Consider the following 18705-nt stretch of genomic DNA (forward strand, 5'->3'; position numbering starts at 1 on the left):
GCGATGACGTGTTGTTCAGTTATCAAAAAATTCACCCGAAGCGCACAAGCTTATCCCTTGGCGTTGGGCTGCGTCATCTCCAGCGGCACGATCCACTGATCGAACTGTTCCGCGCTGACAAAACCCAATGCCAGCGCCGCTTCCTTCAAGGTCGTGCCTTCATGCTGCGCCTTCTTGGCGATTTGCGCGGCGCGATCATAGCCTATATGCGGCGCCAGCGCAGTGACCAGCATCAGCGACCGTTCCATCAGCTCGCTGATGCGGCCCAGGTTAGGCTCGATGCCTTGCGCGCAATGGTGGTCGAAGCTGCGCATGCCGTCGCCCAGCAGGCGCGCGCTTTGCAGGAAGTTGTGCGCGATCAGCGGCTTGTAGACGTTCAGCTCGAAGTTCCCGGACGCGCCGCCGACCGTGATGGCGACGTCGTTGCCGAACACCTGGCAGCACAGCATGGTAACGGCTTCGCACTGGGTAGGGTTGACCTTGCCCGGCATGATGGAGCTGCCCGGCTCGTTTTCCGGGATGGTGATTTCGCCCAGGCCCGAGCGCGGGCCGGACGCCATCCAGCGCACATCGTTGGCAATCTTCATCAGCGCGGTGGCCAGGGTTTTCAGGGCGCCGTGCGCGGCCACCAGCGCGTCGTGCGCGGCCAGCGCGGCGAACTTGTTGTCGGCGGTCTGGAAGGGCAGCTGCAAGCGGTCCGCCAGTTCGGCGGCGATGCGGGTGGCGTATTCCGGATGCGCGTTCAGGCCGGTGCCCACGGCGGTGCCGCCGGCGGCCAGCTCCAGCAGCGGGGGCAGGGCGGCGGTGATCATCAGGTCGGCATAGTCCAGCTGCGCCACGTAGCCCGAGAATTCCTGGCCCAGCGTCAGCGGCGTGGCGTCCTGCAGATGGGTGCGGCCGATCTTGACGATGCCGGCGAAGGCCTTGGCCTTGGCGTCCAGCGTGGCGCGCAGGTCGCGCAGCGCCGGCAGCACGGTGTGGGCGATGGCGTTGGCCGCGGCCACGTGGATGGCGGTGGGGAAGATGTCGTTGGACGACTGGCCCATGTTCACATGGTCGTTCGGATGCAGCAGGCGTTTTTCGCCGCGTTCGCCGCCCAGGATCTCCGAGCCCCGGTTGGCCAGCACCTCGTTCATATTCATATTGGACTGGGTGCCGGAGCCGGTCTGCCATACGGCCAGCGGGAACTCGGTCGGATGCTTGCCAGCCAACACTTCGTCGGCCGCCTGCGTGATGGCGGAGGCCTTCGCTTCATCGAGCAGGCCCAGGTCGAAGTTCACGCGGGCGGCCGCGCGCTTGACGTTGGCCAGCGCGTTGATCAGTTCGGGCGGCATGCGTTCGGTGGAGATGGCGAAGTGTTCCAGCGAGCGCTGGGTTTGCGCGCCCCATAACTGGTTTGCGGGGACGTCAATCGGGCCAAAACTGTCGCGCTCGGAACGGGTGCTCATGGATGCCTCTCGTGGTGGAATATGCAATTAGTGTAGCGCAGAGTCCAATTTCCGGCGCAGGACTTCAAAACCGGGAATTCCAGCCGTTAAGACTGTTACACTTTAGAAATTCGCAGCCAGGCGACCCGACTACATGCAGCATAGCCCTTACCGTTTTCTTGCCCTCCATGCCGGCGGCCTCGTGCTGGCGGCCTGCCTTTCGGCCACCGTTCTGGCGGCGGAACTGGGGGATGTGGTGGTGCGCTCGCACATCGGGCAGCAGCTGTCGGCCGACATCGAGCTGGTGATGCTGACGCCGGAGGACCAGGCTGGCGTGCAGGTCAAGCTGGCCGGGCCGAATGTCTACCAGGGCGCCAACGTGCGCATGCATCCGGCGCTGTCCTCGCTGCGCATGTCGGTGGTCAAGCGCGACAACCGGCAATTTTTGCACCTGACCACCTTCCAGCCGGTGGATGCAGAGCTGGTGCACCTGTATTTTGAACTGGGGGCGGGCAGCCGCGCCAGCGTGCGCTCGGCAACGCTGTGGCTGACGCCGGAACCGGCCCAGCCGGCGGCGCCCGCGCGCGCGCCAGCCGCAGCGCCGGCGGACGCCGGCGTGGACTTGGGCTTACCCGCTCCGCTTTCCGCCGCAGACCGTGCGGCACAGGAAGCGCAGGCGGCCGCCAACCGTGCAGCGGCAATGCGCGCTGCAAGAATGCGCGCCGCCGCCAATGCTGCCCGCGACTCCTTGCGCGATCCAGCCGGCGGGACGGCATCGGCAGGCCCTGCCGCGTCCGCTGCGCGCGCCGCCACCGAGGCTGGCGAGACCAAGCCGGGACCGGCCCCCGTGCCCATCAAGCTCGCCCCCGAGCCGCGCGTCGCCAAGGGCAGGCCGGGCGCCGCTAAGGCTGCCGTGTGCGCGCCCGGCCAGTCCGACAGCGAAGCGCAGCAATGCATGGCGCTGGACCAGACCAATGCCGAGCTGAAAACCAAGCTGGTGGACCTGGAAGGCAAGGTCAAGCAACTGCAAGCTGCGCTGGGGCAGAGTGGCCCGGCTGCAGGCGCCGCGTTGCCTGTGGGCGCGGCTGCGCTCCCGCCGCCGTCCGGTGCCGGAGCTGCCACGTCCGCTGCTGCCAGTGCCGCCAGCGGCGCGCCGGCTGCCGGCGAGACCGAAGCGGCCAACAAGGCAGGCACGGTCATCCCGCCATCCGCCCCGCCCAAGGCCAACGGCAAGAAAAAGCGCGAGCCCGGCGGCATCAACAGCACCGCCATGGTGACCGGCGGCATTTTGCTGCTGGCGCTGCTTGGCGGCCTGGCCGCCTACCTGATCCGCCGCAAGAAGATCAAATTCTCCACCGCCCCGCTGAAGGTCTGGCAGGGCTGGCGCAAGGACAAGAAACCCGCCGAGCCGGATACCCCGGCCACCGCCGAAGAAGCTATACCTGAAAAGGAATAAGCGCCATTGCGGCGTCGGCCCCGGCAGCGCGGCAAAAAACGCGATATACTCATTCGCTACTTCAGCAAGCCCTCCGGCGCCGTGAACGACCTGGCCGCCAAGCCTTACCCCTCTCCTGACCCAGCACCGCCAGCGGCCCGCCTGGCGACAAGCGCTGGGTGGTGCCCGCGCACTGCGCACCCGCTTTCAATCAAAGGAAAGGCATCATGAGCACCGCATCTACCCAGTCGCAATACGACGCATTCAAGCAACTCGGCCTGAAACTCGACATGTCGCGCGGCAAACCCGCGCCCGAACAGCTGGACCTGTCTAACTCGCTGATGGCTGCGCTGGACGGCTACGCCGCCAAAGACGGCACCGACACCCGCAACTACGGCGGCGGCGTCGGCCTGCCAGAAGCGCGCGCCCTGTTCGGCGAACTGCTGGACGTGCCCGCCGCCCAGGTGGTGGTCGACAGCAGCGCCAGCCTGTCGCTGATGCACGACGTCATCGTCTACAGCCTGCTGCTGGGCGTGCCCGGCCACGCGCCGTGGATGAGCGCCCAGCCCGTCACCTTCCTGTGCCCGGTGCCCGGCTACGACCGCCACTTCGCCATCTGCGAACAGCGCGGCATCAAGATGATCAACGTGCCGATGACTGAAGACGGCCTGGACATGGACCTGGTCGAGCGCCTGGTGGCCGAAGACGCCAGCATCAAAGGCATGTGGTGCGTGCCCAAGTACAGCAACCCGGGCGGCGTGGTCTACTCGGACGACACGGTGCGCCGCCTGGCCGCCATGAAAACCGCCGCCCCCGACTTCCGCCTGATGTGGGACGACGCCTACCGCTTCCACCACCTGGGCGACGAGAAAATCGGCATGGCCAACATCCTGGACGAGTGCGCCAAGGCCGGCAACCCGGACCGCGCCTTCGTGTTCGCCTCCAGCTCCAAGGTCAGCTGGGCCGGCTCCGGCGTCGCCGCGCTGGCCGCCTCGCCGGCCAACATCGCCTGGTGGACCAAGCACGCCGGCATCCGCAGCATCGGCCCGGACAAGGTCAACCAGCTGCGCCACGTGCGCTTCCTGAAAGACAAAGCCACCGTCGAAGCACTGATGGAACAGCACCGCGCGCTGCTCAAGCCCAAGTTCGACACCGTGCTGGCGCAGTTCGAGGAATACCTCGGCCAGGTGGAAGGCGTGAGCTGGACCCGTCCGAAAGGCGGCTACTTCATCGACCTGGTCACCCCGACGGGCGCCGCCAAGCGCACCATCGCGCTAGCAAAAGAAGCCGGCATCACACTGACCCCGGCCGGCGCCGCCTACCCCTACGGCAACGACCCCGATGACAGCCACATCCGCATCGCCCCCAGCTTCCCCTCGCTGGACGAAATCCGCCAAGCCGCCCAAGGCATCGCCCTGTCCCTGCGCGTAGCGATTGGCAGGTAAGAAATATTTCCCCAAAATGGAGCCAGGCTCGATTTTTCGGGAAATATTGCCCTGAAAATGGAGCCTGGCTCGATTTTTCGGGCAACAAAAAAGCGCCGTGCGGCGCTTTTTTCGTTGGGGCGGGATGGCTTATTGGGCCATGCCGGGAGTGCGGTTCAGCCAGGGCTCGGTCACGTCGCGGATGGCGCGGTCGTTGGCCAGGATTTGCTTCAGCAGGTCGATTTTGCGCTGGCGGGCGGCGCCGTCCAGCGTGGCGACAGTCGCGCCGGCTGCCACGGTGGCGGTGGTTGCGGCGGTCTGGTTTTCCAGGCGGCCCAGGCTCTCCCAGTCGCTTGCGCGCGCCGCCATCACCATATTACTGGTCAGGCTGGCAACATTTTCGTACATGGCGAGCACTTCGGTGGAGGTCATGGCGCATCCTGAAAAGTAAAAATGGATTACTGCTTGTCTGGATTAACGTCATGCGTTTCGGGAACTTTAGGGTTTTCTTAAAATAATTTGAAAATATTTTGATGTGGCCAAAAAGACAAGGCCGGCGCGGCCTGGAAAGGCGGCGCCGGCCGGCACGGGGCAGGGCGGATTACTTGACCAGTTCTTCCAGACCGGCGCTCAGCTCGCTAGGCGGCGGCATGTCGTCGATCAGCGCATTCGGCTCCAGGCCCAGTTCTTCCGCGATCTCGGTCGGGTAGCAGGCTTCGATTTCCTCGTCCGTCAGCTTGTTCTCTTCCACGCGTGCGCGCCACGCCGCCAGGTGGATCACGCCGGCCAGGCGGGTGCCGTGTTCGTGGTTCATCGGGTCGGGGAAGGCCATGATGGTTTCGGAGAAGGTTTCCGGGAACTTCCAGCGCTTGGCCAGTTCCGCGCCCACGTCGGCGAAGTTGTAGGCCAGCGAGGCTTGCTCGGCGTCCAGGCGGCGCGAATCCAGAGGGCCGGCCACTTTGTCCAGCTGCATGGCTTGCTCCGGCATGGCGGCGTGCATCACCAGCTGGCCGATCGCGTGCATCATGCCGATCGTGAAGGCGAGGTCGGTGTTTTCCTTGGTCTTTTTTGCAATCCACTTGGCCGAGCAGGCGGTGTACAGGCTGTAGCGCCAGAATTGTTTCAGGTCCAACCCGGGCACGGTCTTGAAACCGCTCACCAGGCCCGAGCTGATCACCAGCGTGCGCACGGTGACGAAGCCCAGCATCAGCACGGCGTCTTCGACGGTGCCGATGCTGCGCGAGACGTGGTAATAAGCGGAGTTGGCCAGGCGCAGCAGTTTTGCGCTCAGTACCGGGTCAGCGGACAGTTTCTTGGCGATTTCTTCGGTGGAAACGCTGGCCTTGTCGAAGCTGCTGATCAATTCTTCAACAACTTTGGGAGCCGTGGGCAACGCAGTCGGGTTCTGGAAAAGTGCTTCGAGTTTCATAGGGGGCTCTCCTTGTTTTATGTGCGTTGCTGTAGGTGAACTATATAGCGATTCTCCGTCACGTTGTGGCCTTTTTGCTCCGCGCGTAGCGTAGACGCACAGCATTCCCTGTATTCTGCAGCGCATCCCCGAAAATTGCAGTCTGTCGCACGGCGCTCGCGTCGCGCCATGCGCTTGCGTAGAGTGGATCTTGGCGTACCACGCCAGCCAAAACACAACAACAGGAACACGACATGCACGTACCCATCAAGACCGCACTCAGTTTCGCACTGGCCGCCGCCCTGCAGGCAATTGCTCCTTCATACGCCGCCCAGGCCGAGGTGCCCGCTGCCAGCGCGGCCGCCGTGCAGCCCGGCGATGATTTCTTCAGCTACGCCAACGCCGACTGGCTGAAAGCCACCCAGATCCCGGCCGACCGGGGCAGCTGGAGCGCTATGGCGCAATTGGCAGAGGAAACCAACCAGCGCATCATCAAGCTGATCGAGGCGGTGCCGGGCGATCAGCACGCCGGCGCCGAGGCGCAGAAAGTGAGCGACTACTACCGCGCCTTCATGGATGAGGCCACCATCGACGCCAAAGGCATCGAGCCGATGCAGCCGGCGCTGAAGAAAATCGCCGCCATCAAGGACAAGACCGAGCTGACCCGCGCGCTGGCCGCCACCGTGCGCGCCGACGTCGATCCGCTGAACGCCACCGAATTCCATACCGAGAACATCTTCGGCCTGTGGGTCGCCCAGGGCCTGAACGATCCCAAGCGCAACATGCCCTATCTGCTGCAAGGCGGCCTGGGCCTGCCGGACCGCGTCTACTACCTGGAAGACAACGAGCGCATGCACAAGCTGCGCACCGCCTACCAAGCCCACATCGCCGCCATGTTCAAGCTGGCCGGCTATAGCGACCCCGAAACCCGCGCCGCGCGCGTCTACGAACTGGAGCGCAAACTGGCGCTGACCCACGCCAGCCGCGAAGACTCGGCCGACGTGCTCAAGGCCAACAACACCTGGAGCGCGGCCGACTTTGCCAAAAAAGCGCCGGGCATGGACTGGAAGCTGTTCTTCCACACTGCAGGACTGGGCAAGCAGCAGCAATTCATGCTGTGGCATCCGAGCGCGGTGGTGGGCGTCGCCGCGCTGCTGAAAGAATGCTCGCTGGACGCGTGGAAGGACTTCCTCGCCTTCCACACCATCAACACCAACGCCGGCCACCTGCCGCAAGCCTTCACCGAACAGTCGTTCGACTTCTATGGCCGTACCTTGGGCGGCGCGCCGCAGATGCCGGTGCGCTGGAAGCGTGCCCTGGACGCCGTCAACGGCGGCATGCCGGACGCGGTCGGCAAAATGTACGTGGCCAAATACTTCCCGCCCGAATCCAAGGCCAAGCTGCAGCAGATGGTGGCCAACATCGTGCGCGCCTTCCACGGCCGCATCGACCGCCTGGACTGGATGGCGCCGGAAACGCGCAAGGAAGCGCACGCCAAGCTGGACGCGCTGTATGTTGGCGTCGGCTATACCGACAAGTTCACCTCCTACGCGCACCTGGCCGTAAAGGCCGACGACGCCTACGGCAACGCCGAGCGCGCGTCCAAACTGCATTACGCCCAGCAACTGGCCAAGCTGCACCAGCCGGTGGACAGCAAGGAATGGTGCATGCCGCCGCAGCTGGTGAACGCCGTCAACATGCCGATGCAGAACGCGCTGAACTTCCCGGCCGCCATCCTCCAGCCGCCGTTCTTCGACCCGAAAGGGCCGGACGCGCTGAACTACGGCGCCATCGGCGCCATCATCGGCCACGAAATCAGCCACAGTTTCGACGATTCCGGCTCGCAGTTCGATTCGAAGGGCCGCCTGCGCGACTGGTGGACGCCGGCCGACGCGGCCCACTTCAAGACTGCGTCCAACGCGCTGGTGGCGCAGTACTCCGGCTACAAGCCGTTCGCCGACCTGGCCATCAACGGCCAGCTGACCCTGAGCGAGAACCTGTCCGACCTGGCCGGCCTGGCCGCCTCCTACGACGCTTTCAAGGCCGCCAATCCGCAAGGCAGCGACCGCGACTTCTTCATGGGCTACGCGCAAAGCTGGCGCAGCCAGGCGCGCGAACCGTCGCTGCGCCGCCAGGTGATGACGGACGGCCACGCCCCGGCCAAGTGGCGCACTTACACCGTGCGCAACCTGGACGCGTGGTACAAGGCCTTCAACGTGCAGCCCGGCCAGCAGCTTTACCTGGCGCCGCAGGAGCGCGTGCGCGTCTGGTAAAGTAGGGGAATGGAACCGGACAACGACATCGACAAGCTCGCTCAGCTCACGCAAATCACGCAGGCCACGCTGCAGCACTACGAACGCAGTGCGCAGCAGTTCTTCGAGGGCACGCGCGACCACGACGTGAGCCAGAACGTGTCGGCGCTGCTGGGCGCGATCCGGTCCAGCGCTCCCTACCGCATCCTGGACCTGGGCTGCGGGCCGGGGCGCGACCTGAAGACTTTCAGCGAACTGGGCCACAGTGCCGTCGGGCTCGACGGCTCGGCCGAGTTCGTGCGCATGGCGCGCGAATGGAGCGGCTGCGAAGTGTGGCGGCAGGACTTCGTGCAGCTCGACCTGCCCGCCGCCGAGTTCGACGGCATCTTCGCCAACGCCTCCCTGTTCCACGTGCCCAGCGCCGCCTTGCCGGATGTGCTGCTGCGCCTGCACGGCGCGCTCAAGCCGGGCGGCGTCCTGTTCAGTTCCAACCCGCGCGGCGACAACCGCGAGGGCTGGAACGGTCCGCGCTATGGCAGCTATTACGACTACGAAACGTGGGAGCGCTACGTGACGGCTGCCGGTTTCGAGGCGCTCGGCCATTACTATCGTCCGCCGGGCTTGCCGCGCGAGGAGCAGCCCTGGCTGGCCAGCCTGTGGCGCAAGCCAATGTCCAGCTAATGTGCGCGAGCGTACAGAGGCGTTCGTTCCTGCGGGATACGATGCACTCCAGCACACCGCATCTGCGTGTGAGCCTAACCAACCAAGGAGAGCATCATGAACAAGGACCAAGTCAAAGGTAAAGCGAAAGACATCGCCGGTAAAGTTCAGGAAGAAGCTGGCAAGCTGGTAGGCAGCTCGGAACAGCAGGCCAAGGGCCTGGCCAAGCAATCCGAAGGCAAAGTGCAGAAGGGCGTCGGCGACGCCAAGGAAGCAGTGAAAGACGCCATCGACCGCGGCAACCGCTAAGCGCGCCTGCCCATGTAAAAAGCCCGCTTGCGCGTAATGCCGTTCAGTTAAGACTGAGCGGCATTTTTATTTTGTGGTTGTAAACATTGCAAATCGCTGTTAACCTGCGTCGCAATGCTAGATGACGCCGTTCATTTCCTCGCCGATGGTTTAGAGTGCCCCGATTGGCGGCGGCTTGGGCAGCATTTACCCTATGATTGGATCGAAGAAGCGGTTGTCTGCACACACGCGGTGAGCATCCGCCAGCGTCGGTTGCCAGCCGAGCAAGTGGTGTGGTTGATCATCGCTCTGGCGCTGTACCGGCACAAATCCATAGGCGAGGTACTTGACGACTTGGGCTTGGCATTGCCGGACGCGCAAGCGCCTTTTGTGAGTAAAAGTGCGGCGGCCCAGGCGCGTCAGCGCCTCGGGGCCGAGCCACTGCAATGGTTGTTCGAGCGCTCGGCGCAAGCCTGGTGCGAGCAAGATCGCCGGGCCTATGTATTCAAGGGGCTCCAGTTGTTCGCTATGGACGGCACGACCTTGCGCACCCACGACACAGCGGATAACAGGGTCCATTTCGGTGCGCAAAATTACGCCGGCGACACTGTGGCCGGCTATCCGCAAGTACGCGGCGTAACGCTGACCGCGCTCCCCACCCACTTGATTCGCAACGCCGCGTTTGGGCCTTACGCAAGCAACGAGATGGTCTATGCTAAAGAGCTGGTACCCCATATTCCGGCTGATTCGCTCACCATATTTGACAAGGGCTTTCTGGCGGCCGAAATTCTGTGCGCTGTGACGACCGGGGCCGAGAACCGCCATTTCCTCATCCCCGCCAAATCCAACACCAAGTGGGAGGTGATCGAGGGCGAGGAGCACGACGCCATCGTGCGCATGCGGGTATCACCACAAGCGCGCGTCAAGTGTCCGGCATTGCCGGAGTTCTGGGAAGCGCGCGCCATCACAGTGGTTGACCAACAGGCGCGCAAAAGGATCCTGCTTACTTCGCTACGCGACCGTCGGCGCTATCGCGCTGCCGACATGGCGGCCTGCTATGAACGACGCTGGGGCATCGAAACCAGTTACCGCGAGCTCAAACAGACCATGCTGGGCACGGCGTTCACCTTGCGATCAAAGACGGTCGAAGGCGTGTATCAGGAAATATGGGGCACGCTGACTGCATACAATCTGATTCGACTGGAAATCGCCAAGGCGGCACTAGTCGCCAAGTGCGAGCCATCGGAGGTGAGCTTCATCAGGGCATTCCACCTCATCCAGTTCGAATTGCACTGGGCCGGCGTCACGCGCTCTTACGGCAAGCTGCCGGCATCGATGAAGCATTTGCGGGAAAGGTTGGTTACCCTCCTCAATGAGGAACGGCCCGGTCGGAAATTCGACCGGGCCGTCAAGGGCAGACCAAGGAAATATGCCGCCAGGGTACTAAAGAAAAGCCCTTAACTGAACGGCATTACCGCTTGCGCGGGCTTTTTTATTGCTCATTTGTTGCTCGAAAAATTAACCCTGGCTCCATTTATTGGAAAAATTAACCCTGGCTCCATTTATTGGATGGTGTCGGGTTTCAGGTTTTTCTTGAAGAAGGCTTCGATGTTGCCGTACACGTGGCGCTGGCTGGTGGTGCCGGAGATGCCGTGCTTGGCGCCCGGATAGGTCATCAGCTCGAAGTGGACGTTGCGCTTGACCAGCGCATCGATCATGCGCGTGGTGTTGGTGAACAGCACGTTGTCGTCGGCCATGCCGTGCATTAGCAGCAGCGGCGACTTCAGGCCGTCCACGTGGGCGTAGATGCTGCTCTGCTTGTAGCCTTCGGCGTTGTCCTTCGGCGTGCTCATGAACTGCTCGGTGTAGTGGGTGTCGTACAGCTGCCAGTCGGTCACCGGCGCCACCGATACGCCCATGGCGATCTTGTCGGACGCTTGCGACAGCAGGCGCAAGGTCATGAAGCCGCCGTAGCTCCAGCCGAACACGCCGATGCGCTTGGCGTCCACGAAGCTCTGCTTGCCCAGCCATTCGATGCCGGCCAGCTGGTCTTCCACTTCCACCGTGCCCAGGCGCTTGTAGTTGGCGTCGGTGAACACGCGCTCGCGGCGCGAGGAGCCGCGGTTGTCCAGGCGGAATACGACGAAGCCTTGCTGCGCCATGTACTGGTCGAAATAGTTGCCCCACTTGCGCGACACGTGCTGCGAGTGCGGACCGCCGTAGGTGGACAGGTAGACCGGGTAGCGCTTGCTGGCGTCGAACTTGTACGGCTTGATCAGCGAGTAGTACAGCGTCTGGCCGTCTTTCGCGGGCAGGGTGCCGAACTCGGTCGGCAGGTGGTCGGCCTTGAACCTGGCGTAGGGATGCTTGTCGTTCAGCTCGTTGTGCTCCAGCCAGTCCACCATGCTGCCATCGGGACGGCGGATGCTGACCTGCGGCGGCGTGCTGGGATTCGAGTAGGTGTCCACGAACACTTCGCCGTTGCGCGAGAAGGAGGCGTCGTGCCAGCCGTCGCCCTGGGTGATGCGTTTGGGCTTGTCGGCCGTGCTGCCGTCCAGGGCCAGCACATAGGTCTGCTTGTCCACCACGGCGTCGCGGTTGGAGGCGATGTAGACCTTGCCGGCCTTTTCGTCCACCGCCAGCACGTTGTCGATGCCCCAGTCGCCCTTGCTGATGGCGTGCAGCAGCTTACCGTCCAGGCTGTACAGGTACAGGTGGTTGCGGCCGCTGCGCTCGGACGACCAGAGGAAGGCGTCGCGGTTTTTCAGGAAGCGCAGGTCGTCGTGGATGGTGGTCCAGGTGTCCGATTTCTCGGTCAGCAGTACGCGCTGCTTCAGCGTGGCGGCGTCCACCAACACCAGTTCCAGCGTCTTCTGGTCGCGGCTCTGGCGCTGGAACAGCAGGGACTTGCTGTTGGCGCTCCAGTCGGCGCGCACCAGGTAGATGTCCGGGTTGGCGCCCAGGTCCACGTCGCGCGTGTCGCCGCTCACCGGCGACACGATCTTCAGCTGCACCGTCACGTTCGGGTCGCCGGCGGCCGGGTAGCGCTGCTCGACCACGTCGGTGCGGTCGGCGTAGATTTCAAAGCGGCGCGCCACCGGCACCTGGGTCTCGTCGTAGCGCTTGTAGGCGATGGCGCTGTCGTCCGGCGCCCAGTAGTAGCCGGTGCGCTGGCCCATTTCTTCCTGGGCGATGAACTCGGCTTCGCCGTTGTGGACCAGGCCGCCGCCGTCGGTGGTCAGCTGGCGTTCCTTGCCGGTGGACAGGTCGATCACGAACAGGTTCTGCTTGCGCACGAAGGACACATAGCGGCCCTGCGGCGAGATTTTCGGGTCCAGCACGGCGCCCGAAGCCACCAGGCGCGCCGAGTCCGGCTTGGCGGTGTCGATCAGGTACAGGTTGCCGGCAATCGGCACCAGCAGCTGCTTGCCGTCCGGCGACCAGCTGTAGCTCAGGATGCCCTTCAGGCTGGCGGTGCGCTCGCGCTCGCGCTTGGCTTTTTCCGCGTCCGACAGCACTTCTTCCGGCACCAGGGTCTTCGAGTCCACCAGGCGGTGCTGGGTCTTGTCCTTCATGTTGAATTCCCACAGGTCCAGCTGGTACTGGTTGTCGTCGCGGCCGCGCAGGAAAGTGACGCGGGCGCCGTCGGGCGACACCTTGAGGCTGCGCACGCCGGCGCCGGCCAGGGCCTGGTCGCCGTAGATGCGGTCCAGCGTCAAACGTTCAGCGTAGGCCGGCATGGCAGCCGCGAGTGCGAGGAAGGAAAGAATAAAGCGCATGGAAGATCCCGAAATGTTCACGTGGGCAAGACAATACCAGAGTGGCGCATCACTGGGATTTGGAAAACGCGCCGAAAAACCGTGGTTCGTTCGGCGCGCGGCGGGAACCTGGCTGCTATTGCGCTGTGTGCAGGCGCTGCAGCGATAGCCGGTTCAGGAAGCCGGTCAGCAGCACGGCGGCAATGGTCAGCCCCAGCACCAGGCCGATCCAGAAGCCGCTGGCGGCCATGGGCGCGGCCGGCGCCAGCGGCAAGCCCTGCGCCCACTGCGGCGCCAGGCCCAGCAGATAGCCCAGCGGCAGCGCGAACACCCAGAACGCCAGCAGCTGGATCAGCATGGGCTGGCGCGTGACCTTGTAGCCGCGTATCGCGCACGAGGTGGCCACCTGGGTGGCGTCGGACAGCTGGAACAGCGCGGCGAACAGCAGCAGGTGGGCGCACAGCGCCTGCACCGCCGCGTCCGAGGTGTAGGCGGCGGCGATCTGGTGCCGGAACAAGGCAATGAAAATGGCCGACAGCAGCGCGAACAGGAGCGACATGGACACGCCCACCCAGGACGCGAAGCGGGCGCGCGCCGGGTTGCCTTCGCCCATGGCTTGGCCCACGCGCGTGATCAGCCCGATGCCGAAGCTGAGCGGCACCATGAACACCAGCGAGGCGAAGTTCAGCGCAATCTGGTGCGCCGACACTTCCACCACGCCGAAGCGCGCCACCAGCAGGCTGACCGCGCCGAAGGCGCTGACCTCGGCGAAATAGGTGACGCCGATCGGCAGCCCCAGCCGCAGCATGCTGCGGATTTCCGGCCAGTGCGGCCATTCCCAGTGCGTGAACGGATAGGTCTGGCGGTAGGCCGGCGCGTGGCGTACCCACAGCAGCATGGCGCCCAGCATCAGCCACATGCAGCCGGCCGTGGCCACCGCGCAGCCTATGCCGCCCAGCTTGGGCAGGCCGAAGCGGCCGAAGATCAGCAGCCAGTTCACCACCACGTTGAAGGCCAGTCCCAGCAGCGCGATCACCATCACCGGCTTGGTCTGGTTGATGGAGGTGCTGTAGCCGTACAGCGCGCGGTAGGCGGCGAACGGCGGCAGGCCGAGGCTGATGATGTGCACGAACAGCGAGGCGCGCGCATTGATCTCGGGCGCCAGGTACAGGTGGTCGAACAGCAGGGTGGCCAGGTTGGCCAGCAGCGCGGCGGCCACGCCCACGCCCAGCGCTTTCCACAAGGCCTGGCGCACCGAGTGCGGGATGGTGCCGAAGGCGCCGGCGCCCACCTCGTGCGCCACCACGCTGTTAATCGCCATCATGGTGCCGCTGACGGTGACCAGGATGATGGACCAGATCGACGCGCCCAGCGACACGGCCGCCAGTTCGCTGGCGCTGGCGTGGCCGGTCATGGCCACGTCGGCCACGGCCATGCCCACCGTGGCCAGCTGGCCCACTAGCACCGGCCACGCCAGTTTCCACAGGGCGGCGGCTTCGGTGCGGATGTTGGACAGGGTGAAGGTGGTCGGCATGGGGAGGAAATCTTGGGACTAAAGCAACGATATTACCCGGTTCAGTAGGAATTTGTTACACAGTCGTGTAGGCTGATGCTCCAGCCAAATCGTTGATAGAAAGCATCGAGCGCTGGATGAGAAGAACATTACGGAGCATTTACCATGACACGCACTACCCTCAAGACCCTGGCCTTCGCGGCCGCCCTGCTGAGCCAGTTCGCCGCCGCCCAGGCCGGCGAGGTCACGCTGTATTCGCGCGATAATTTCCGCGGCGAAGAAGTGACCATCCGCGATGGCGCGCGCGACCTGCGCGACGCCGGCTTCAACGACCGCACATCCAGCCTGATCGTGCATTCGGGCGTCTGGGAGGTGTGCGAGCACAAGGATTTCGGCGGTTACTGCGCCGTATTCGAGCGCGGCGAGCACAACGACTTGCGCCGCTTCAACAACAGCATCTCCTCGCTGCGCCAGATCGAGCGCGGCGGCCGTGGCAACGGCTACGGCGCCGGCGGCTTCCGCGACCGTGACCGCGACGGCCGCGATGATCGCGAAGAACGCCGCGAAGAGTGGCGCGACCGCCGCGACGACCGCCAGGGCGGCGGCTACGGCCGTCCCGACCCGATCGAACTGTTCGAGCACGCGCGCTTCGAAGGCCGCCGCGTGTCCTTCCAGGGCGAGGCCCGCAGCCTGCGCGCCGTCGACTTCAACGACCGCGCCAGCTCGATGGTGATCTACGAAGGCCAGTGGCAGCTGTGCGAGCACGACAACTTCGGCGGCCAGTGCGCCGTGTACGGCCCGGGCCGTTATGATAATCTGGGGCCGATGAACGACAAGCCTTCGTCGCTGCGTCGCATCCGCTAATTTTCGCCCTGGCAGGCTTCGGCTGGCAGCAAGCGCGCGCTTCGGGCGCGCGTTTCCTTGTAATCTGGGCCTGACAGGGCAGCCTGGAGACCATCCATCGTGGAATACAAGGACTACTATCAGGCGCTCGGCGTGCCCAAGACCGCCAGCGCCGACGAGATCAAGAAAGCGTACCGCAAGCTGGTGCGCAAATACCATCCGGACGTCAGCAAGGAAGCGGACGCGGACAAGAAAACCAAGGAATTGAACGAGGCCTACGGCGTGCTGGGCGACGCGGAAAAACGCGCCGCCTACGATGCGCTGGGCAATAGCGGCCAGTACCGCGCCGGGCAGGAATTCCGCCCGCCGCCGGACTGGGGCGATATGGGCGGCATGGGCGGCGGCATGGGCAACGGCCCCGGCGGCTTCGACAGCGACTTCTTCGCCGACCTGTTCGCCAACATCGGCGGCGGGCGCGGCCGGCGCGGGCGGCCGTCGCAGCAGCGCGGCGAGGACAGCCACGCGTCGCTGGAAATCGACCTGGCCGACGCCTACCACGGCGCCAGCCGCACCGTCAGCATCCGCCTGCAGGAGCAGGACGCGCATGGGCGCACCGTCACGCGCGAACGCACGCTGGACGTGAACATCCCGCAGGGCATCACCGCCGGCCAGCAGCTGCGCCTGTCCGGCCAGGGCCACCCGGGCTTCGGCGGCGCGCCGGCCGGCGACCTGTACCTGGAAATCCGTTTCCGCGCCAACCCGCGCTACCGCATCGAAGGCCGCGACGTCTACGAGACGGTGCCGGTGGCGCCGTGGGAAGCGGCGCTGGGCGCCGAAATCGACGTGCCCACGCCCTCGGGCCGCGTGACGGTGACGGTGCCGCCGAAGTCGCAGGGCGGACGCAAGCTGCGCCTGAAGGGGCGCGGCATCCCGCCGTCGCGCGCGCAGGCGCAGTCGGGCGCGCCGGGCGGCGACCTGTACCTGATGCTGGAGCTGGTGCTGCCGCCGGCCGACACCGAGCGCGCGCGCCAGCTGTACGAAACCATGGCGCGCGAGCTGCACTTCAATCCGCGCGCCGGCATGGGAGCATAACGATGCAAAACGACAGCCTCATTTATGGCCAGGTGCTGGACGAGGCGGCGCTGACGCTGGAAGAGCTGGCGCGCGCCTGCGCCGTCGAGCCGGACTGGGTGGTGCGCCACGTGAGCAGCGGCGCGCTGCTGTGCAACGTCGAAGGCGCCGCCTTCGTGGTGGACGCGGCCGGGGCAGCGATGCCGGCGCCGCCGCAGGCGTGGCGCTTCGCCAGCGGCGAACTGCGGCGCGCGCTCAGCCTGCTGCGCGTGGAACGCGACTTCGAAGCGGACGAGGAACTGGCCGCGCTGGTGGTGGATTTGTGCGAGGAAGTACGGCGCCTCAGGTCCAGGCTGCACAGCGCGGGGACGCCATAAGAGGCTTGCCGGCTTCCTCCTCCGGCTGCGCCTGGCGGCTCCACACATTGCCGCTGCTGATATCGAAAATAATGCTGCGGTGGCCCACGCCGTACAGGCTCTCGGACACCACCGGGATGCCGTGCGCGCGCAGCAGGCGCAGCGCCACTTCGCCGTTCCGGCGCCCGATATTGCTCGGCTTCCTGTCGTCCAGCCCGGGGAACATCTTGCTGCCCCCGAAAATCTTGGCCTGGCACTCGGTCGGGTCCACGCCCATGGCGCGCAGCTCGGCCAGCATCAGCTGCAGCGCCTCTTCTCCATAGCGGCTGTTCAAGCCCGTTTCCTTTGACGAGTTGCGCGCGGACAACAGGAAATGCGACATGGTGCCGATGCGCCGCACCGGATGCCAAAGGGTAATCGACACGCATGACCCGAGCAGGGTGCGGATGCGGTATTCCGGCCCGCCGACGAAGTACTCGCCGGGCAGCAGGAAAACATCGATCATGTGCTTATTCCTAGCCATATCGACACTGTAATGCCGCCGCCGCCGCGCGTAACTTGTACTTTGGTGCATTGCGGCGAATGTGACACTGTACCAAAGTACAGGTTACAAAAAGTTCCCTGGTGGATACAGTTCGCTGGCGACTCCACCCGTATGGACGGGCGGCGTATTCCCTGGAGAACTCCCGTAGTGAATAATTTCGTGCGCAGCCATGCCTGTCTGCTCCTTCCGCTTTCGCTGGCGGTGCTCGCTGCGTTTGCCGTGCTGGCCTTCAGCGGCTTCAGCCTGGCCGGATTCCTCACGGTGCTGCTGCTGGTGGGCTGCGGCTACGCCAGCGGCCTGTATTTCAAGTCCATGCAGCACACCTTCCACCAGTCGGTGGACCAGTACCTGGACGGCCAGCGCGCGCTGGGCGCGTCGGTGGCGCCGATCTGGTCGCGCCACATCGAAAATTCCATTACGCAGATGGACGAAGCCGTGGCCGCGCTGGCCGGCCGCTTCGGCGGCATCGTCGAGCGCCTGGACCAGGCGGTGGGCGCCTCCAGCGTGGCCACCGCGTCCATGGATGGCGGCGACGGCCTGGTGACGGTGTTCGCCAACAGCGAGCGCGAACTGCAGGGCGTGGTGGCCTCGCTGCGTTCGGCCACCGAAAGCAAGGCCGCCATGCTGGACAAGGTGAACGGCCTGGGCCAGTTCGTGCGCGAGCTGAAGGAGATGGCGGCCGACGTGGCCAGCATCGCCGCGCAAACCAATCTGCTGGCGCTGAACGCGGCCATCGAGGCGGCGCGCGCCGGCGAGCGCGGACGCGGCTTCGCCGTGGTGGCCAAGGAAGTGCGCATGCTGTCCAACCAGTCGGCCGACACCGGCCGCCGCATCGCCGAAAAGGTGGCCCTGGTGAGCAGCGCCATCGTCGCCACCACGCAGGCGGCACAGCAATCGGGCGCGCTGGAAGAGGAATCGATGCGCCTGTCTGAAGAAGCCATCGCCAGTGTGCTGGGCGGCTTCCGAGGCGTGACGGACGCGCTGGTCCAGTCCAGCAACCTGCTCAAGGAAGAAAGCGTCGGCATCCAGTACGAAGTGGGCGAGGCGCTGGTGCAGTTGCAGTTCCAGGACCGCGTTACCCAGATCATGAGCCACGTCAAGCAGAACATCGACCTGCTGCGCAGCGCGCTGGAACAGAATTGCGACAGCTTCCAGCAGGACCGCAAGCTGCAGCCGCTGGACGCGGCCGGCCTGCTGGCCGAGCTGGAGAAAACCTATGCCATGGCCGAGGAATACGCGCTGGACCGGCAGGCCGCGCCCGCCCCGGGCGGCGGCGCCCACAGTGCCAAGCCCGCCGCGCTGCCGGCGCCGGCCGATGAAGTCACGTTCTTTTAAGGAGTAAATATGGCCAAGACCATTATGGTGGTAGACGATTCGGCTTCGCTGCGGCAGGTCGTGGGCATTGCGCTGAAAAGCGCGGGCTATGACGTGATTGAAGCGGCCGACGGCCAGATCGCGCTGAGCAAACTGGGCGACAAGAAGATCAACCTGATCGTATGCGACGTGAACATGCCGAATATGGACGGCATCACCTTCGTGCGCGAACTGAAGCAGCAGGCCAGCCACAAGTTCACCCCGGTGATCATGCTGACCACGGAATCGCAGGAAGCCAAGAAGCGCGAAGGCCAGGCCGCCGGCGCGCGCGCCTGGGTGGTCAAGCCCTTCAAGCCGGAAGTGTTGCTGGGCGCCGTGCAAAAACTCTGCTTGCCGTAAGCGACCGGGAGCC

At 64.9% G+C, this 18705-nt stretch carries 17 protein-coding genes; 11 read left to right on the forward strand and 6 right to left on the reverse strand.

Going from position 1 to position 18705, the window contains the following annotated elements; translation table 11 throughout:
- Window positions 1–50: 50 nt before the first annotated feature.
- A complete protein-coding gene (gene fumC, locus ACFJI2_RS03120) occupies window positions 51–1448 on the reverse strand; it encodes a class II fumarate hydratase (protein ID WP_107877881.1) in 1398 nt (465 codons plus the stop codon).
- Window positions 1449–1581: 133 nt separating this feature from the next.
- Here fumC and ACFJI2_RS03125 point away from each other — a divergent pair, with 133 nt between their 5' ends.
- Entirely contained in the window at window positions 1582–2883 is a 1302-nt protein-coding gene (locus ACFJI2_RS03125) for a hypothetical protein (protein WP_377703705.1), read from the forward strand.
- Between the two features lie 206 nt (window positions 2884–3089).
- Window positions 3090–4307 carry an aminotransferase class I/II-fold pyridoxal phosphate-dependent enzyme gene (locus ACFJI2_RS03130; RefSeq protein ID WP_377703706.1) on the forward strand — a complete coding sequence of 406 codons (1218 nt, stop codon included), beginning with the start codon at window positions 3090–3092 and terminating at the stop codon, window positions 4305–4307.
- Window positions 4308–4436: 129 nt separating this feature from the next.
- Here the strand turns inward: ACFJI2_RS03130 and ACFJI2_RS03135 are convergent, their stop codons facing one another.
- Both ACFJI2_RS03135 and ACFJI2_RS03140 read right to left on the reverse strand, forming a co-directional pair.
- Complete coding sequence (locus ACFJI2_RS03135; protein ID WP_377703707.1) at window positions 4437–4718, reverse strand: flagellar protein FliT; 282 nt, start codon at window positions 4716–4718, stop codon at window positions 4437–4439.
- A gap of 169 nt (window positions 4719–4887) precedes the next feature.
- Window positions 4888–5715: an HDOD domain-containing protein gene (locus tag ACFJI2_RS03140; protein ID WP_107877873.1), complete on the reverse strand. Its 828-nt coding sequence runs from the start codon at window positions 5713–5715 to the stop codon at window positions 4888–4890.
- Between the two features lie 233 nt (window positions 5716–5948).
- Between ACFJI2_RS03140 and ACFJI2_RS03145 the strand changes: the two genes are divergently transcribed.
- From ACFJI2_RS03145 to ACFJI2_RS03160, 4 genes are all read left to right on the forward strand, one after another.
- Entirely contained in the window at window positions 5949–7967 is a 2019-nt protein-coding gene (locus ACFJI2_RS03145) for a M13 family metallopeptidase (RefSeq protein ID WP_377703708.1), read from the forward strand.
- 9 nt (window positions 7968–7976) lie between these two features.
- Window positions 7977–8627 (forward strand): class I SAM-dependent methyltransferase, encoded by a 651-nt coding sequence (locus tag ACFJI2_RS03150; RefSeq protein WP_377703709.1) that lies wholly within the window; start codon window positions 7977–7979, stop codon window positions 8625–8627.
- 96 nt (window positions 8628–8723) lie between these two features.
- Complete coding sequence (locus ACFJI2_RS03155) at window positions 8724–8915, forward strand: CsbD family protein (RefSeq protein ID WP_377703710.1); 192 nt, start codon at window positions 8724–8726, stop codon at window positions 8913–8915.
- Window positions 8916–9029: 114 nt separating this feature from the next.
- A complete protein-coding gene (locus ACFJI2_RS03160) occupies window positions 9030–10355 on the forward strand; it encodes an IS4 family transposase (RefSeq protein ID WP_377702271.1) in 1326 nt (441 codons plus the stop codon).
- A 101-nt stretch (window positions 10356–10456) separates the two neighbouring features.
- Here ACFJI2_RS03160 and ACFJI2_RS03165 read toward each other — a convergent pair whose 3' ends face one another.
- Complete coding sequence (locus ACFJI2_RS03165; RefSeq protein WP_377703711.1) at window positions 10457–12673, reverse strand: alpha/beta fold hydrolase; 2217 nt, start codon at window positions 12671–12673, stop codon at window positions 10457–10459.
- Window positions 12674–12788: 115 nt separating this feature from the next.
- Window positions 12789–14186 (reverse strand): MATE family efflux transporter, encoded by a 1398-nt coding sequence (locus ACFJI2_RS03170; protein WP_377703712.1) that lies wholly within the window; start codon window positions 14184–14186, stop codon window positions 12789–12791.
- Between the two features lie 144 nt (window positions 14187–14330).
- Between ACFJI2_RS03170 and ACFJI2_RS03175 the strand changes: the two genes are divergently transcribed.
- From ACFJI2_RS03175 to ACFJI2_RS03185, 3 genes are all read left to right on the forward strand, one after another.
- Window positions 14331–15029, forward strand: a complete 699-nt coding sequence (locus ACFJI2_RS03175; protein ID WP_377703713.1) for a beta/gamma crystallin-related protein — start codon at window positions 14331–14333, stop codon at window positions 15027–15029.
- 99 nt (window positions 15030–15128) lie between these two features.
- Window positions 15129–16100: a DnaJ C-terminal domain-containing protein gene (locus tag ACFJI2_RS03180; RefSeq protein ID WP_377703714.1), complete on the forward strand. Its 972-nt coding sequence runs from the start codon at window positions 15129–15131 to the stop codon at window positions 16098–16100.
- Window positions 16101–16102: 2 nt separating this feature from the next.
- Entirely contained in the window at window positions 16103–16456 is a 354-nt protein-coding gene (locus tag ACFJI2_RS03185; protein ID WP_107877123.1) for a MerR family transcriptional regulator, read from the forward strand.
- On the opposite strand, the gene ACFJI2_RS03190 is transcribed toward ACFJI2_RS03185, so the two are convergent.
- Entirely contained in the window at window positions 16422–16940 is a 519-nt protein-coding gene (locus tag ACFJI2_RS03190; protein WP_377703715.1) for a chemotaxis protein CheD, read from the reverse strand. The genes ACFJI2_RS03185 and ACFJI2_RS03190 overlap by 35 nt on opposite strands.
- A gap of 186 nt (window positions 16941–17126) precedes the next feature.
- Here ACFJI2_RS03190 and ACFJI2_RS03195 point away from each other — a divergent pair, with 186 nt between their 5' ends.
- The gene (locus tag ACFJI2_RS03195) at window positions 17127–18314 is read left to right on the forward strand and encodes a methyl-accepting chemotaxis protein (protein ID WP_377703716.1); all 1188 of its coding nucleotides are present in this window, start codon (window positions 17127–17129) and stop codon (window positions 18312–18314) included.
- Window positions 18315–18323: 9 nt separating this feature from the next.
- Window positions 18324–18692: a response regulator gene (locus tag ACFJI2_RS03200; RefSeq protein WP_107877119.1), complete on the forward strand. Its 369-nt coding sequence runs from the start codon at window positions 18324–18326 to the stop codon at window positions 18690–18692.
- Window positions 18693–18705 lie beyond the last annotated feature (13 nt).

It is taken from the genome of Pseudoduganella sp. UC29_71 (genome assembly GCF_042693265.1).
Classification (GTDB): Bacteria; Pseudomonadota; Gammaproteobacteria; order Burkholderiales; family Burkholderiaceae_D; genus Rugamonas.

Excerpts from the sequence above, each read along its gene's own strand:
- ACFJI2_RS03145 (WP_377703708.1), top strand. The coding sequence starts at position 5,949 with ATGCACGTACCCATCAAGACCGCACTCAGTTTCGCACTGGCCGCCGCC.
- ACFJI2_RS03140 (WP_107877873.1), bottom strand. The coding sequence starts at position 5,715 with ATGAAACTCGAAGCACTTTTCCAGAACCCGACTGCGTTGCCCACGGCT.
- ACFJI2_RS03150 (WP_377703709.1), top strand. The coding sequence starts at position 7,977 with ATGGAACCGGACAACGACATCGACAAGCTCGCTCAGCTCACGCAAATC.
- ACFJI2_RS03175 (WP_377703713.1), top strand. The coding sequence starts at position 14,331 with ATGACACGCACTACCCTCAAGACCCTGGCCTTCGCGGCCGCCCTGCTG.
- ACFJI2_RS03200 (WP_107877119.1), top strand. The coding sequence starts at position 18,324 with ATGGCCAAGACCATTATGGTGGTAGACGATTCGGCTTCGCTGCGGCAG.
- fumC (WP_107877881.1), bottom strand. The coding sequence starts at position 1,448 with ATGAGCACCCGTTCCGAGCGCGACAGTTTTGGCCCGATTGACGTCCCC.
- ACFJI2_RS03170 (WP_377703712.1), bottom strand. The coding sequence starts at position 14,186 with ATGCCGACCACCTTCACCCTGTCCAACATCCGCACCGAAGCCGCCGCC.
- ACFJI2_RS03190 (WP_377703715.1), bottom strand. The coding sequence starts at position 16,940 with ATGATCGATGTTTTCCTGCTGCCCGGCGAGTACTTCGTCGGCGGGCCG.
- ACFJI2_RS03155 (WP_377703710.1), top strand. The coding sequence starts at position 8,724 with ATGAACAAGGACCAAGTCAAAGGTAAAGCGAAAGACATCGCCGGTAAA.
- ACFJI2_RS03165 (WP_377703711.1), bottom strand. The coding sequence starts at position 12,673 with ATGCGCTTTATTCTTTCCTTCCTCGCACTCGCGGCTGCCATGCCGGCC.
- ACFJI2_RS03135 (WP_377703707.1), bottom strand. The coding sequence starts at position 4,718 with ATGACCTCCACCGAAGTGCTCGCCATGTACGAAAATGTTGCCAGCCTG.
- ACFJI2_RS03185 (WP_107877123.1), top strand. The coding sequence starts at position 16,103 with ATGCAAAACGACAGCCTCATTTATGGCCAGGTGCTGGACGAGGCGGCG.
- ACFJI2_RS03130 (WP_377703706.1), top strand. The coding sequence starts at position 3,090 with ATGAGCACCGCATCTACCCAGTCGCAATACGACGCATTCAAGCAACTC.
- ACFJI2_RS03125 (WP_377703705.1), top strand. The coding sequence starts at position 1,582 with ATGCAGCATAGCCCTTACCGTTTTCTTGCCCTCCATGCCGGCGGCCTC.
- ACFJI2_RS03160 (WP_377702271.1), top strand. The coding sequence starts at position 9,030 with ATGCTAGATGACGCCGTTCATTTCCTCGCCGATGGTTTAGAGTGCCCC.